This window comes from Acidovorax sp. (assembly GCF_046291265.1).
In the GTDB taxonomy this organism is placed as follows: domain Bacteria; phylum Pseudomonadota; class Gammaproteobacteria; order Burkholderiales; family Burkholderiaceae_C; genus Acidovorax.
In genome coordinates this window covers 1-13858 of sequence record NZ_JBKBTV010000026.1, presented here as the reverse complement: position 1 = coordinate 13858, position 13858 = coordinate 1, and the positions used below count along the sequence as shown (strand labels likewise).

Below are 13858 nucleotides of genomic sequence, written 5' to 3'. Positions count from 1 at the left end.
GCAGCGTCAGGTTGTGGGCTACGATGCGCCGACGTTTTAGCCGAGCCCATTCCAACCCGTGCCTGACACCCCTGGCGATTTTGACTACGAAGCAACCCTGGTTGCCTGCGCCGCAGGGGACCGGAGCGCCATGCGCCGCCTGTATGAACAAGAGGGCGCGCGCCTACTGGGCGTAGCCCTGCGCATCGTGCGCCAACGCGCGCTGGCCGAGGACATCGTGCACGACGCCTGCGTGAACATCTGGACCCGCGCGGCCAGCTTTGACGCAACCCGGGGCAGCGCCCGTGGCTGGATCTACAGCGTGGTGCGCAACCTGGCCCTGAACGCTGTGCGCGACGCGGGCCGCCACGTTGATGTAGACGAAACCACTCACCAAGCCCTGGAGGCCGACATGTCTGTGCAGGCCTACCACGCGGTGGAAGAAACCTTTGAACTGAACGCCAGCCTGGGCCGCCTGCAGCACTGCCTGGAGGGTCTGGACCCGGCGCGGCGAAGCTGCGTCTTGCACGCCTATGTGGATGGTTGTTCACACGGCGAGATTGCTGAGCGCCTGGGCGCACCGCTGGGCACGGTCAAGGCCTGGATACGGCGCAGCCTGGTCTCGCTGCGGGAGTGCATGGCATGAACCAGCACACACAACAACCTACACCTAGTGCCCCTGAAGACCTGCACGTGCTGGCCGGTGAATACGTGCTGGGAACGTTGCCTGCCGCCGCCCGCAGCGCTGTAGAGCAACGCCTGGCCACCGACGTCACACTGCAGCGGGCTGTGGCCGACTGGGAAGCGCGACTGCTGCCGCTCACGCACCTGGCCGAGCCCGTCACGCCCCCTGCCGCGCTGTGGACACGCATTGACACCTCAATCCAAGCGGCCAGCGCCTCGTCGGCAGCCGCACCCGCGGCACCTCAGGTTCGCCAGCGCACAGTGGTCCCGTCGACGGACCGCTGGTGGAATCATCTGGGCCTGTGGCGTGCCCTGGCCGGATCGGGGTTTGCCATGGCGGCCGTTCTGGCCGCCGTGCTGGTCACCCGCGTAGCCCCCGTGGCCGCGCCGCCGCAGTTCATGGTGGTGCTGGTAGCCCCGCAAGACAAAGCACCGGGCTGGGTGGTGCAAGCCAGCTCGCCGCAGCAGATCAGCCTGATCCCGCTGGGCGTGATGGAAGTGCCCGCCGACAAGGCGCTGGAGTTCTGGACCAAGGCTGACGACTGGAACGGCCCCGTGTCGCTGGGCCTCGTCAAGCCGGGGCAGCCACTGCAGATCCCGCTGGACAAGCTGCCACCTTTGCAGCCCAACCAGCTGTTCGAGCTGACGCTGGAGCCGCCCACCGGCTCGCCGATTGGCAAACCCACAGGACCTATTCAGTTCATCGGCCGCGCCGTCAAGGTGCTCTGACGAACGTGGCCTGCGGCAGATTTCAATACTGCTTGTAGGGCAGAAATTTTCCGGACAGCACCACATTGACGCGGTCGCCTTTAGGGTCGGCCTCGCGCGTGATGTCCATGCTGAAGTCGATGGCGCTCATGATGCCGTCACCAAACTCTTCGTGGATCAACTCCTTGATGGTGGTGCCGTACACACTCACGATTTCATACCAGCGGTAGATCAGCGGGTCGGTGGGCACGGGCGTGGGCAGCGAGCCCTTGTAGGGCACAACCTGCAGCCACTTCTGCTCTTCGGCCGTGAGGCCAAAGATCTTGCCCAGCACCTTGGCCTGCTCGGGCGATGCGGTCATCTGCCCCAGGCACAGGGCGGTGGTCCATTCCTTGGACTGGCCGACCTTCTTGGCAATGGCATCCCATTGCAGGCCTTTGGAGACCTTGGTGCTGATGATCTTTTCGGTGACGTCGTTGCGGTTCATGATGATGGCTCCTTGGGTTGGTATTGGGTTTTGAAACAGGGAACAGGAATCTAAGGGTGCAGCCCTCCCTGTCGCCCACGACGGGCAACAAGAGAAGGTATTCGCCTGGGAAGACTCAGTGGGCTTTGGCTCTCGTCACCAGGAAGTCCACGATATGGTTGCGCAGCGGGTAATAGCCATCCAGATGGTGCAGGCTGGCACGCGTGCGGTCGCGGGGCAGCGGGTTGACCACCACCTCGGCAATACCGCCCGGGCGGTAACCGTCGGGGGTTTCGTTGCCGTTGCTCATGAGCAAGATGCGGTCGGCCAGCAGGATGGCTTCGTCCACGTCGTGCGTGATCATGAACACGGTCTGCTGCGTCTGCCGCACGATGGCCATCAGTTCGTCCTGGATGGTGCCGCGCGTGAGCGCGTCGAGCGCCCCGAAGGGCTCATCGAGCAGCAGCATCTTGGGCTGGATGGAGAAGGCGCGCGCGATGCCCACGCGCTGCTTCATGCCGCCCGACAGCTGCGAGGGCTTCTTGTCGATGGCGGGCGACAGGCCCACCAGGGCGACGAACTTCTCAACATGGGCATCGACCTGCGCCTTCTTCCAGTCGGGCCAGCGCGACTTCACGGCAAACGCGATGTTCTGGCGCACCGTCAGCCAGGGCATGAGTGCGTGGCTTTGGAACACCACACCGCGGTCCAGGCTGGGGCCAGAGATCTCGCGCCCGTCCATGATGACGTTGCCCGAGGTGGCGGTATCCAGCCCCGCCAGCACGTTGAGGATGGTGGTCTTGCCGCAGCCCGAGTGGCCGATGATGCAGACGAACTCGCCCTTGTCGAGCGCGAACGACACATCGGCAAACACCGGTTTGGTGGGGACGTAGGCCTTGCTGAGCCGTTCAATCTGGAGAAAACCGTTCACAGCACAAGCCTTTCGTTGCGGCGCGCCACTTGCGTCGCTTGTATCGGGGGCAGCGGATGCGCGATGGGTCACGTCACTCCACATAGGTCACCGCCTTCTGGAGTTGCCCAAAGGCCAGGTCCAGCAGCATGCCCACCACACCAATCACCAGGATGGCGAAGATCACGTTGGTGAGCGACAGGTTGTTCCACTCGTTCCACACAAAGTAGCCAATGCCCGTGCCGCCCACCAGCATCTCGGCGGCCACGATCACCAGCCAGGCGATGCCCATGCTGATGCGCATGCCCGTGAGGATGGTGGGCGCCGCGGCCGGCAGGATCACCAGGAAGGCCTTGCGCAGGGGGTTGACCTGCAGCGTGGCCGAGACGTTGAGCCACTCGCGCTTGACCGAGGCCACGCCGAAGGCCGTGTTCACCAGCATCGGCCAGACCGAGCAGATGAAGATCACGAAGATGCCCGAGATCGACGAGTCCTTGATGGTGTAGAGCGCCAGCGGCATCCACGCCAGCGGGCTGATGGGCTTGAGCACCTGGATGAAGGGGTCGAACGCACGGCGCAGCAGCGGCGACATGCCGATGATGAAGCCCAGCGGTATCGCCACCAGGCAGGCCAGGCCAAAGCCCAGCGCCACGCGGCCCAGTGAATGCGCCAGCTGGATGGCGATGCCTTTGTCGTTGGGCCCGTTGTCGTAGAACGGGTTGGACAGGTGGCCCCAAGCGGTGGTCCCCATGTCCGCCAACGTGGGGAATCCGTCGCTCTTGGTCGTGCCTGGGTCCTTGCCCATCATCTTGGCGTACTCGATCTGCTCAGGGGTCATGCCAGCGAGGGAGTTCACAGGCACCGAGCTGGCGGTCGCGACATACCAGATGCCCAGCAAAGCCATCAGGATCAGCACTGACAGCACGCCAGCGCGGACGTTGAGGTTGCGCGTGCTGCCCATGTCAGCCCACCTTCCGGATCGGGAAACTTGCGGCGTATTCGGAGGCCTTGGCGGCATCGAACTCCTTGCCCATGATCTTGAACTTGGGGTACGCGCCATCTGGCACCTTTTGATCCAGTGCCTTCATGTGCTTTTTGGCATCGGTGATCAGGAAAACCTTCTCAGCGATCTGCTTGTAGTTCACATCGCCCTTGACGTAACCCCAGCGCTGCATCTGCGTGAGCATCCACACCGCCATGCTCTGCCAAGGCATCGGGTCGAAGTCGGCGCGGTCGGGCACGTTCTGGATCTTGCCCAGGCCGTCCGCGAACTTGCCCGTCAGCACCTGGTTGAGAACCGCTTCGGGTTGGTTCAGGTAGGCCTGGGGCGCAATCACCTTGGCAATCAGTTCGCGGTTGGCCGGGTCGCGCGCCATGGCAGCCGAGGTGAGCACCGCGCGATACAGCGCGGCAAAGGTGTTCGGGTTCTTCTGGATGAACTCGGTGCTGGTGCCGAAGGCGCAGCAGGGATGACCGTTCCACAGGTCCTTGGTGAGCAGGTGGATGAAACCTGCCTCCTCGTACACCGCACGCTGGTTGAAGGGATCGGGGCCGAGGAAGCCGTCGATGTTGCCCGCACGCAGGTTGGCCACCATCTCGGCCGGGGGCACCACACGCAGCTGCACGTCGGTATCCGGGTTCAGGCCCGCTTCCGCAAGGTAGTAGCGCAACAAAAAGTTGTGCATGCTGTACTCGAACGGAATCGCAAACTTGAAGCCTTTCCAGTTTTTCGGATCGCGGTTGTTCTTGTGTTTGAGCGCCAGGGTGATCGCCTGCCCGTTGACGTTTTGAATGGTCGCCACATTCATCGGCATCGCGTTGGAGCCCAGGCCCATCGAGATTGCGAGCGGCATGGGCGACAGGAAGTGCGTGGCGTCGTACTCCTTGTTCATCATCTTGTCGCGAATCAACGCCCAGCCCGCGGTCTTGGTGACTTCGACATTCAGGCCTTGCTTTTGGTAAAAGCCCAAGGGGTGGGCCATGATCAGCGGCGTGGCACAGGTGATCGGGATAAATCCGATCTTGAGGTTGGTCTTCTCCAGCGCACCCTGCTTTTCCTGGGCCATGGCCTGCATGCTAGCCACGGGCAACACGCTGGCAATGGCGGCCATTGCGGTGCTCTTGCCTACGGCCTTGATAAAGCGGCGGCGCACTGCATCTTGCGGAAAGATGGCCTTGACCAGCGTGGCTTCGATGAACTCGTTGCTGTAGGCCTCGAACTGGCTGGTGAGGCTGCGCGCGCGCAGCGTGGCCGCTGCCGCTTGTGCCGACATTTCGGCCTGGTGGTCGGCGGCAGTGTGGTCGCGGCCACAGCTGCACTTGAGCATCAACGGGCGGTCGGCATCAAACGGCGAGAAGAATTCGGACATGGCACACCTCACAGAAGTTGGTGCCAAGCGCTACGCAAAGCGCGGGCCAGTTCGCGCGTGGTTGTGGGGCGGCCTGCTATTTCGTGGGGCTGACATCTACAGCGTGTAGGGCCAGCACTACAAAACAGCCCGCACAAGCGCAAGACTCAGCTTTCTGGCGCCCCGCGCGCCAAAAGGGCGAGTTCGACGTCATTGCGCGCGCCGGTTTTTTCGAGGATGCGAGCGCGGTAGGTGCTCACTGTGTTGGGCGCGAGCTTGAGCTGCGCACCAATTTCGCTCACGCTTTGGCCTGCCGTCAGCAAGCGGAACACCTGATGCTCTCGATACGATAGCGCGTCCACCCCAGCGGGTAACCCTGCGCTGGTGGCCCGCACCACACCGGTGCGTTCTACCGCACCGGCCAGCGCCAGAGCCGTTGCCTCGGTCAGATACCGCCCACCGGACGCGGCCTTACGCACGGCGGCAACCATGTCGTCCGGGTCGGCACTTTTGTGAAGGTAGCCCGCCGCCCCCATCTGAATGCATCGCACCGCGTACTGCCGCTCGGGATAGGTGCTGAGCATGAGAACGGGTAAGGCAGGCCACGCCTTGCGCAGCGCCTGCAGAACCTCCAGGCCGTCCATGCCGGGCATGGCAATGTCGAGCAGCACCAGGTCCAGCCCTTGTGCGCCAGCGAGTGCGGCGACCTGCTCCAGCACCTCGGCGCCCTGTGTGGCCTCTGACACCACCGCAATGTCGGGCAGCCCATTGGCGGGGTCACCCAACACCTGCTTGAGACCCTCGCGCACGATGCGATGGTCGTCCCCGATCAACACACGGACCACAGAACTCATGACCACTCCAACGGAATCAGCAACTGCAGGCACGAGCCTTTTCCAGGCTCGCTGGTGATGCGCAGCTGCCCGCCCAGCTGGCGGGCCCGCTCGCGCATGCCCATCACACCATACGCAGTCGGCGCCTCCAGCGCCTCCCGGGTGGCGCCCACGCCGTTGTCCCGCACCCGCAAGTGCAGCGTGTCATCCTGAAGTTCGATGGAAATGTCGATGGCACTGGCCTGGGCGTGACGGCCCACGTTGCTCAGCATCTCCTGAAAAATGCGAAAAACAGCAATGGCCGCAGGCTCCGGCAGATGCAATGCGTCGGGCACCTGCATTTGCCAGGTCAGGTGCAGCTCTGCCGACTGCACAAACTCCTGTGCCTGCCACTCCAGCGCAGCCCACAGGCCCTGATGGTCCAGGATGCTGGGGCGCAGGTCCGTGATGATGCGGCCCACGTTGTCCACCGCGGTTTCGATGAGGCGGCTCATGTTCTGGCATTTGCAACGCATCTGCAAACGCATGTCGCCCGCGGCCTCGGGGGTGCGCTCGCCCTGCTCGCCCAGGCGCTTGTGCAACCAGTTCACATCCATCTTCAGTGCCACCAGCAGGCTGCCCAGCTCGTCGTGTACCTCACGGGCAATGCGGGTGCGCTCGTCTTCACGCACTTGTTCCGAGTACGCCGACAGCTCACGCAACTGCACCAGCGCTTGCGAAAGCTCCTGGGTGCGTGCAGCCACACGGCGCTCCAGTTCGTCGTTGGCAAGGGCCAGTTCGTCATGGGCCCGCTGCAGTTCATCAGCAGCGCGCTTGCGGCTGGTGATGTCCAGGAAGGCGATGACGGCGCCGTGCACCTGCTCGCCCTCCAGAATGGGATGGCTTGAATATTCGACCGCAAACGATGAGCCATCACGCCGCCAGAAGACCTCGGTATCCACCCGGCACGGCAGGCCATTGCGAAACGCGTTGAAGATGGGGCAATCGCTATCGGCATAAGGGCTGCCGTCTGGATGGGAGTGGTGGGTCAGCGCGTGCATGTTGCGCCCCATCACCTCCTCCGCCGCAAAGCCCAGCATCTGCGCCCCCGCCCGGTTAATGAAAACGCAGTTACCGGCCAGGTCAATACCAAATACGCCTTCTCCCGTGGAATCCAGCAGCAAACCCAGACGGTTCTGCCAAAGCGCACTGGCGCCAGCCGGGAGATTGAGCACGTGGGTGGTCGTCATGTATCCCCCTGCAAGCAATGGCCGTGCCCACCGCACACATGCAGCGCGGCGCTTCAGGCGCGTCAATGGCACCGGCGAACGCAGCACAATAGACCTATGCAAACTGTTCCCAACCCAGCGGCGGATGCAGCCGATGCCACAACGATGCCTCCCAATCCTTCGGTATGGCGTGCGCCCAGTCTCTCGACGCGATGCTGGCCGGTGTTCATGCGCAACCTGCTGGTGTGGCGCAAGCTGGCCATCCCCAGCCTGGTAGGCAACATTGCGGAACCACTGATGTGGCTGGTGGCTTTTGGCTATGGCATGGGAGCTCTGGTGGGCCAGGTGAACGTGACCACAGCAGGTGGCGATACCCAAGTGCCCTACATCCTCTTCCTGGCCAGCGGCTCCATCTGCATGAGCGCGATGAACGCTGCAAGCTTTGAGGCGCTGTACTCGGCCTTCTCGCGCATGCATGTGCAAAAGACCTGGGACGGCATCATGAATGCACCCATCAGCCTGGACGATGTGGTGTTGGCAGAGATGCTGTGGGCGGCCTTCAAAGCGGTGTTCACCGTCACCGCCATCCTCGGCGTCATGCTGGCCCTGGGCATCAGCCACAGCCCCAAGCTGCTGTTGGCCTGGCCGGTGCTGGTGTTCGTGGGCATCATGTTTTCCAGCATTGCGCTGATCTTTAATGCGCTGGCCAAGGGGTACGACTTCTTCACGTATTACTTCACGCTGGTGCTCACGCCGATGATGTTCCTGTCAGGCGTGTTCTTCCCGCGCGAGCAGTTGCCGCCCATCGTGCGCGCCATCTCCGACTGGCTGCCACTGACCAACGCCGTTGAAGTGGTCCGGCCCCTGTTCATGGACCAGTGGCCGGACAACGCGCTGCGCCATGGCCTGGTGCTGGCAGTGACCACCGTGGGGGCGTTCTGGGTGGCGCTGGCGCTGACCCGCAAGCGGTTCAAGGCCTGAAGTAGCCCAGGCCGGTGCTGCAGTTCAGTGCACTAGGCCCGGCACCGCGGGCAGGCCGAGGCTGCGCATGAGTTTGATCCACTCGAACGGCGTGAGGTGTGGCTGCACACTGTCGAGCACCGCCGTGAACACCGGCGCAGGGGCATGCGCGCGCATGTCGGCCAGCATCGCAGTGCGCTCAGGGGGCGACATGAAAGGCACCAGCCAGCGCAGGATGGCCATCATCTCGTGTGGAGGGATAGACGCAACCAGTGCGTTGTGGATGCCCACCAGTTCCTCGTCGCTGTAATGCGCCCACAGCACGCTGTTGTGCGTGGTCTCCTCGGCGTGCATGTGCTCAAAGTTGTGGGCAATAAACAGGGCCAGTTGCCGGTACAGCGCCTGGGACGCCGCGGGCCGCACCGCCGGTGCGCAGCCCAGCAACTGCGTGACTCCGGCGGCCAGGGCTGTGATAGCCGCTTCGTGCTCCCCATGCTCACGCTCCAGCACCTGGGCTGCACCGGGCGCACGGGCTTCGATGGCGGCGTGCACAAAGGTGTTCTCGTGGTGCAGGTGCGACCGGCACAGGTCCAGCAGATCCATCACGCGCTCGCAATGGCTGCAGAACTCTTCGTCGTCGGTCACGTCCATGCGGCCAAGGGCCAGCAGCGTATGCGCCATCAGTGCACGCAGTGCCTTGTGGATGCCGACATACAAGTCAATGCGCGGCGCAACCGGCTGGGCCGACGCATCGGCGTGGGCGTCAATCAGGGCAGAAATTTCACGGGGGTCGATGTTCATCGCAGTCTTCTTTCATGCGGCCAAACTGTTTTGGAGGCCGGTGGCTTCACCGTCTTTGTGCGGTGTCGGCCGGGTGCACCATGCACCCGCAGCCGATGAATGAAGTCTAGGAACAGCGGCGTTTTTTGCGTGTGAAGAACTTCCGCTTTCAGCCCATGGAAGGGAGCCTGCGCGGCGCCTTCACCCCCTCTGCGTGAAATCTGTCACGCCGCGGCGCGCAGCAGGTCCACGGCTTTTTCCGCAATCATCACCGTGGGCGCGTTGGTGTTGCCGCTCACGATGCGTGGCATGACAGACGCATCCACCACGCGCAGACCTTGGACCCCGCGTACCCGAAGTTCGGCGTCCACCACGTCCATCGGCCCAGGGCCCATGCGGCAGGTGCCCACGGGGTGATAAATGGTGTCGGCGTACTGCCGAATGAACTGCTCGATCTGCGCGTCGGTCTGCGCACTGGCCGATGCCGCCAATTCCTTCGCACCAAACTTTGCCAGCGCAGGCTGCGCCAGGATCTCGCGCATGCGCTTGAAGCCGCGCACCATGCGCCGCATGTCATCCGCATCGGCGAGGAATTGCGGATCGACCAGTGGCAAGGCCATGGGGTCACCGTTGGCCAGTGACACCGTGCCGCGGCTGCGCGGCTGCAGCAGGCACACATGGGATGAGTAACCATGGCCGAACACCGTTTTGCGCCCGTGGTCCACGAGCTTGCCGATCACGAAATGCAGTTGCAGGTCGGGCGCGGGTTCCGACGGATCGCTCTTGATGAACCCCCCCGCCTCCGCAAAGTTGGTGGTCAACATGCCGGTGCGGTGCTTGCGCCATTCGAGCATTCCGCGCACCGTCTGCGCCATGCCCGATACCGAAAGTCCAAACAAGTCCTTGAGTGCCGGGGCGTCCATGACTTGCACGACATCCGGGTGGTCATGCAGGTGCGCCCCCACGCCCGGCAGGTCGTGCAGCACGGCAATACCGTGTTTTTGCAGTTGCGCACCCGCGCCCACGCCCGAGAACATCAGCAGCTGCGGTGAGAGCAACGCGCCTGCACTCAGCAGCACCTCGCGGTTCGCCTTGACTTGCTGCAAGCTGCCGCCCTGGCGGTATTCCACACCCACCGCACGCTTGCCGTCGAACAGGATGCGTGTGGCGCGGGCGCCGGTAATCACCTGCAGATTGGGCCGCGCGAGGTGCGGCGTGAGGTAGCCCTTGGCGGCGCTGTGGCGCTCGCCGTTTTTGTGTGTGACCTGGTACAGGCCGACCCCTTCTTGTGTGGCGCCATTGAAGTCGGTGTTGTGCGGGTGTCCCGCCTGCACCCCTGCATCGGTGAAATATTGGCTGAAGCGATTGGGCGCGCCCAGGTCCGTCACATTGAACGGGCCCCCTTGGCCATGCCAGACATCGGCGCCGCGCTCGTTGTTCTCGGCGCGCAAAAAGTAGGGCTTTACATCGTCCCAACCCCAGCCCGGGTTGCCTTGTGCGGCCCAGTGGTCGTAGTCGGCATGCTGGCCGCGCACGTACACCATGGCGTTGATGGAGCTGGAGCCCCCGAGCACCTTGCCGCGCGGCTGGTAGCCGCGCCGGTTATTGAGCGCGGCTTGCGGCATGGTGTTGAAGCCCCAGCCGTTGAGTTCGAACTTGGCCATCACGGCCAGTCCTGCAGGGCAGTGGATGAGCACACTCTTGTCAGCAGGCCCCGCCTCCAGCAGGCAGACGCGCACGGCGGGGTCTTCGGTCAGCCGGCCTGCGAGCACCGAGCCCGCTGAGCCGCCGCCAATCACGATGTAGTCGAACATGGTTGTTTTGTCTCCAGCGCCCGTCTGGGTTTGAGCGGGCTGGCGCCACGATAACCGAACGGGCGTGCTTTTCGTCTTACCATCTGGCCCATCCGTTTCACTTTGAAGAAGGCTCTCTATATGACGATTCAGACCGTTGGCATCATCGGCGCGGGCACCATGGGCAACGGCATTGCGCAGGCTTGCGCGGTGTCGGGCATCCAGGTGGTGATGGTGGATATCTCCGACGCGGCCGTGCAAAAGGGCCTGGCCACCGTGGCTGGCAGCCTGGACCGGCTGATCAAGAAAGAAAAGATCAGCGCCGCGGACAAGGATGCGGCGCTGGCGCGCATCAAGACCTCCACCAGCTACGACGACCTGAAAGCCGCGCAGCTCGTGATCGAGGCCGCCACCGAGAACTACGAGCTCAAGCTCAAGATCCTGAAGCAGGTGGACGCCATCGTGGCGCCCGAGGTGCTGATCGCATCGAACACTTCGTCGATCTCCATCACCAAGCTGGCCGCCGCCACCAGCCGCGCCGACAGGTTCATTGGCATGCACTTCTTCAACCCCGTGCCCATGATGGCGCTGGTGGAGATCATCCGCGGCCTGCAGACCAGCGACGCCACGCACGATGCCGTCAAAGCCCTGGCCGAAGCCCTGGGCAAGAGCCCCATCACCGTGAAGAATGCGCCCGGCTTTGTGGTCAACCGCATCCTGGTGCCCATGATCAACGAGGCATTCTTCGTGCTGGCCGAAGGCCTGGCCACGCCCGAGGACATCGACGCGGGCATGAAGCTGGGTTGCAACCAACCCATCGGCCCGCTGGCGCTGGCCGACATGATCGGCCTGGACGTGTGCCTGGCCGTGATGGACGTGTACCTCACCGAGTTCGGCGACAGCAAGTACCGCCCCTGCCCGTTGCTCAAGGAAATGGTGGCTGCGGGCCGCCTGGGGCGCAAGACCGGCCAAGGTGTTTACACCTACTGACCGTTGAAGGCACTGCGTTGTCCCCCTGGGGACGGCGCAGGCGGCGCGCCGGGTTTTCAATCGTGGAAACGAACAGGAGACCCGGCCATGTCAGAAACCACCGCAAACACCCTATCCAGCAACACGCCCCCACCCGAGGGCTGCATCGACACTCTGGTGCTCGGTCACGTTCTGCTGATCGGCATCAACCGCCCGGCCAAGCGCAATGGCTGGACGCCCCCCATGTTCCGCCAGCTCGCCGAGGCTTACACCCGCCTCGATGACGACCCCGCCCTGCGCGTGGGCGTGTTGCACGCGATGGGCGACCATTTCACGGCCGGGCTGGACCTACCCGCTGTCAGTGCCTACATGCAGCGTGGCGAAAAAGCCATCCCCGAAGGCCTGGTCGAGCCACACGACTACGGCCTGCCCGGCTACCGGCGGCGCACCAAACCCATGGTGGTGGCGGTCAAAGGCATCTGCTTCACCGTGGGCATCGAGCTGATGCTCGGTGCTGACATCGTGGTGGCGGCCGACAACTGCCGCTTCTCGCAGATGGAGGTGCAGCGCGGCATCATGGCCACGGGCGGCGCCACGCTGCGCATGGCCGAGCGGGCAGGCACGGGCAATGCGCTGCTGCATTTGCTGACCGCCGATGAGTTCGGCAGCGCCGAAGCCTTGCGCCTTAACTTTGTGCAAAAGGTGGTGCCCGCAGGCCAAGAGTTGGACGAGGCCCTGGCCATCGCCCAGCGCATCGCCGCCCAGGCGCCGCGCGCCGTGGTGGCCACACGCCTCAACGTGCTTAAAGCCATCGAACAGGGGCAGGCCGCTGCGGTGGCGGAGTTCATCCCGGTGCAGAAGCAATTGGCCAACAGCGAGGATGCGGCCGAGGGCGTGCGTGCCTTTGTGGAGCGGCGGCCCGCGCAGTTCAGCGGGCGGTGATGGCGCAGCAGCGATTGTCAAACAGAGGTTAACTTTTAGACCAATTGGCCTCTAGCGCTTATTCCATAAGCACTAGTAGCTTCACTATTGATAGCATACTGATTTCAGCCATCGAGGTGCCGCTTTTCAGGGCCAACGCACACGTCGCCCGCGAATAGCACCAACGGCGCCATGCCGCCCACACCCGGAGCCAATCCCACCCGTTAACAAAGTTTTTCACAATTCAATTGCACACAATTTAATTTAGCATCACAATTCACCCCATGCCCAGCCACAGCACGCCCCCCCCCCCCAGCCCTGCCGCCCTGCAGCTGGACAACCAGGTCTGCTTTGCGCTGTATTCCGCCTCGCTGGCGATGACCAAGCTTTACAAGCCGCTGCTCGACGCCATCGGCCTCACCTACCCGCAGTACCTCGTGATGCTGGTGTTGTGGGAGCAGGACGGCCTCACAGTGTCTGACCTGGGTGAGCGCCTGTTTCTCGATTCCGGCACGCTCACCCCGCTGCTCAAGCGCCTGGAGGCGCAGGGCCACATTGCCCGGCTGCGTGATGTAGAGGACGAGCGCCGCGTGCGCATCACCCTCACCGCCGCGGGCCGCGTTTTGCGCAACCAGGCCGAGGTCATCCCGCAGTGCGTGCTGCAAAGCAGCCAGTGTTCGCTGCCCGAACTGGCTGCGCTGACGGGCCAGCTCAAAAACCTGCGCGACAAGCTCAACCCGCGTTGAACCACGCCACGCCCCAACGTTTTTTACTCAGTTACCGATTCCCTCCACCGTCCCGCCTTGCGGGCAACATCTCAAAGGAAAACACCATGGCCTCGCTCGAAAAAGTTCTGTACACCGCCAATGCCCACACCACCGGTGGCCGCGACGGCGCATCGCGCACCGATGACGGCCGCCTGGACGTCAAGCTGTCCTCGCCCGGCACCGCCGGCACCGGCACCAACCCCGAGCAGCTGTTTGCCGCTGGCTACTCGGCCTGCTTCATCGGTGCGATGAAGGCTGTGGCTGGCATGCAAAAGATCGCACTGCCAGACGACCTGTCGATCGACGCCAGCGTGGACCTGGGCAAGGTCGGCCAGGGCTACGGCATTGCCGCCCGCCTGAACATCAGCCTGCCCGGCATGGACCGCACCGCCGCCCAGGCGCTGGTGGACGCAGCCCACCAGGTCTGCCCTTACTCCAACGCCACGCGCGGCAACATCGACGTGACCATCACGCTGGTGTGAGAACGTGTTGACGACCTCCCAGTGGCCGCGCAGCGGTCTTGGCGGGATGG

The 13858-nt window shown here is 63.7% G+C and carries 15 protein-coding genes; 7 read left to right on the top strand and 8 right to left on the bottom strand.

Annotated elements, in window-relative coordinates; translation table 11 throughout:
• The first annotated feature begins 58 nt into the window (after nt 1-58).
• Entirely contained in the window at nt 59-625 is a 567-nt protein-coding gene (locus ACK41V_RS11915; RefSeq protein ID WP_409782463.1) for a sigma-70 family RNA polymerase sigma factor, read from the top strand.
• Nucleotides 622-1392 (top strand): anti-sigma factor domain-containing protein, encoded by a 771-nt coding sequence (locus ACK41V_RS11910; RefSeq protein WP_409782460.1) that lies wholly within the window; start codon nt 622-624, stop codon nt 1390-1392. The genes ACK41V_RS11915 and ACK41V_RS11910 overlap by 4 nt, the downstream gene beginning before the upstream one ends.
• Nucleotides 1393-1414: 22 nt before the next feature.
• Here the strand turns inward: ACK41V_RS11910 and cynS are convergent, their stop codons facing one another.
• The 6 genes from cynS to ACK41V_RS11880 all read right to left on the bottom strand — a co-directional run bounded on the left by cynS (nt 1415) and on the right by ACK41V_RS11880 (nt 7157).
• Nucleotides 1415-1858 (bottom strand): cyanase, encoded by a 444-nt coding sequence (gene cynS, locus ACK41V_RS11905; RefSeq protein ID WP_057199926.1) that lies wholly within the window; start codon nt 1856-1858, stop codon nt 1415-1417.
• Between the two features lie 115 nt (nt 1859-1973).
• Entirely contained in the window at nt 1974-2852 is an 879-nt protein-coding gene (locus ACK41V_RS11900) for an ABC transporter ATP-binding protein (RefSeq protein WP_409782456.1), read from the bottom strand.
• A complete protein-coding gene (gene ntrB, locus ACK41V_RS11895; RefSeq protein WP_409782453.1) occupies nt 2842-3708 on the bottom strand; it encodes a nitrate ABC transporter permease in 867 nt (288 codons plus the stop codon). Before ntrB ends, ACK41V_RS11900 begins: the two co-directional genes overlap by 11 nt.
• A gap of 1 nt (nt 3709) precedes the next feature.
• Entirely contained in the window at nt 3710-5116 is a 1407-nt protein-coding gene (locus tag ACK41V_RS11890) for a CmpA/NrtA family ABC transporter substrate-binding protein (RefSeq protein WP_409782450.1), read from the bottom strand.
• Between the two features lie 146 nt (nt 5117-5262).
• On the bottom strand, nt 5263-5949 hold the full coding sequence (locus tag ACK41V_RS11885) for a response regulator (RefSeq protein WP_409782447.1): 687 nt from the start codon (nt 5947-5949) through the stop codon (nt 5263-5265).
• Entirely contained in the window at nt 5946-7157 is a 1212-nt protein-coding gene (locus ACK41V_RS11880) for a PAS domain S-box protein (protein WP_409782444.1), read from the bottom strand. Before ACK41V_RS11880 ends, ACK41V_RS11885 begins: the two co-directional genes overlap by 4 nt.
• A gap of 96 nt (nt 7158-7253) precedes the next feature.
• On the opposite strand from ACK41V_RS11880, the gene ACK41V_RS11875 reads away from it, so the two are divergent.
• Entirely contained in the window at nt 7254-8117 is an 864-nt protein-coding gene (locus ACK41V_RS11875; protein WP_409782441.1) for an ABC transporter permease, read from the top strand.
• A gap of 24 nt (nt 8118-8141) precedes the next feature.
• Here ACK41V_RS11875 and ACK41V_RS11870 read toward each other — a convergent pair whose 3' ends face one another.
• Both ACK41V_RS11870 and ACK41V_RS11865 read right to left on the bottom strand, forming a co-directional pair.
• Complete coding sequence (locus tag ACK41V_RS11870) at nt 8142-8897, bottom strand: hemerythrin domain-containing protein (protein ID WP_409782438.1); 756 nt, start codon at nt 8895-8897, stop codon at nt 8142-8144.
• Between the two features lie 203 nt (nt 8898-9100).
• Entirely contained in the window at nt 9101-10690 is a 1590-nt protein-coding gene (locus tag ACK41V_RS11865) for a GMC family oxidoreductase (RefSeq protein ID WP_409782435.1), read from the bottom strand.
• 120 nt (nt 10691-10810) lie between these two features.
• Here ACK41V_RS11865 and ACK41V_RS11860 point away from each other — a divergent pair, with 120 nt between their 5' ends.
• From ACK41V_RS11860 to ACK41V_RS11845, 4 genes are all read left to right on the top strand, one after another.
• Nucleotides 10811-11659 carry a 3-hydroxybutyryl-CoA dehydrogenase gene (locus ACK41V_RS11860; protein WP_409782434.1) on the top strand — a complete coding sequence of 283 codons (849 nt, stop codon included), beginning with the start codon at nt 10811-10813 and terminating at the stop codon, nt 11657-11659.
• Between the two features lie 87 nt (nt 11660-11746).
• Complete coding sequence (locus tag ACK41V_RS11855) at nt 11747-12580, top strand: crotonase/enoyl-CoA hydratase family protein (RefSeq protein WP_409782431.1); 834 nt, start codon at nt 11747-11749, stop codon at nt 12578-12580.
• Nucleotides 12581-12843: 263 nt separating this feature from the next.
• Nucleotides 12844-13305, top strand: a complete 462-nt coding sequence (locus ACK41V_RS11850) for a MarR family winged helix-turn-helix transcriptional regulator (protein ID WP_409782428.1) — start codon at nt 12844-12846, stop codon at nt 13303-13305.
• A gap of 86 nt (nt 13306-13391) precedes the next feature.
• Nucleotides 13392-13808, top strand: coding sequence for an organic hydroperoxide resistance protein (locus ACK41V_RS11845; protein ID WP_409782425.1), 417 nt, complete (start codon nt 13392-13394; stop codon nt 13806-13808).
• Nucleotides 13809-13858 lie beyond the last annotated feature (50 nt).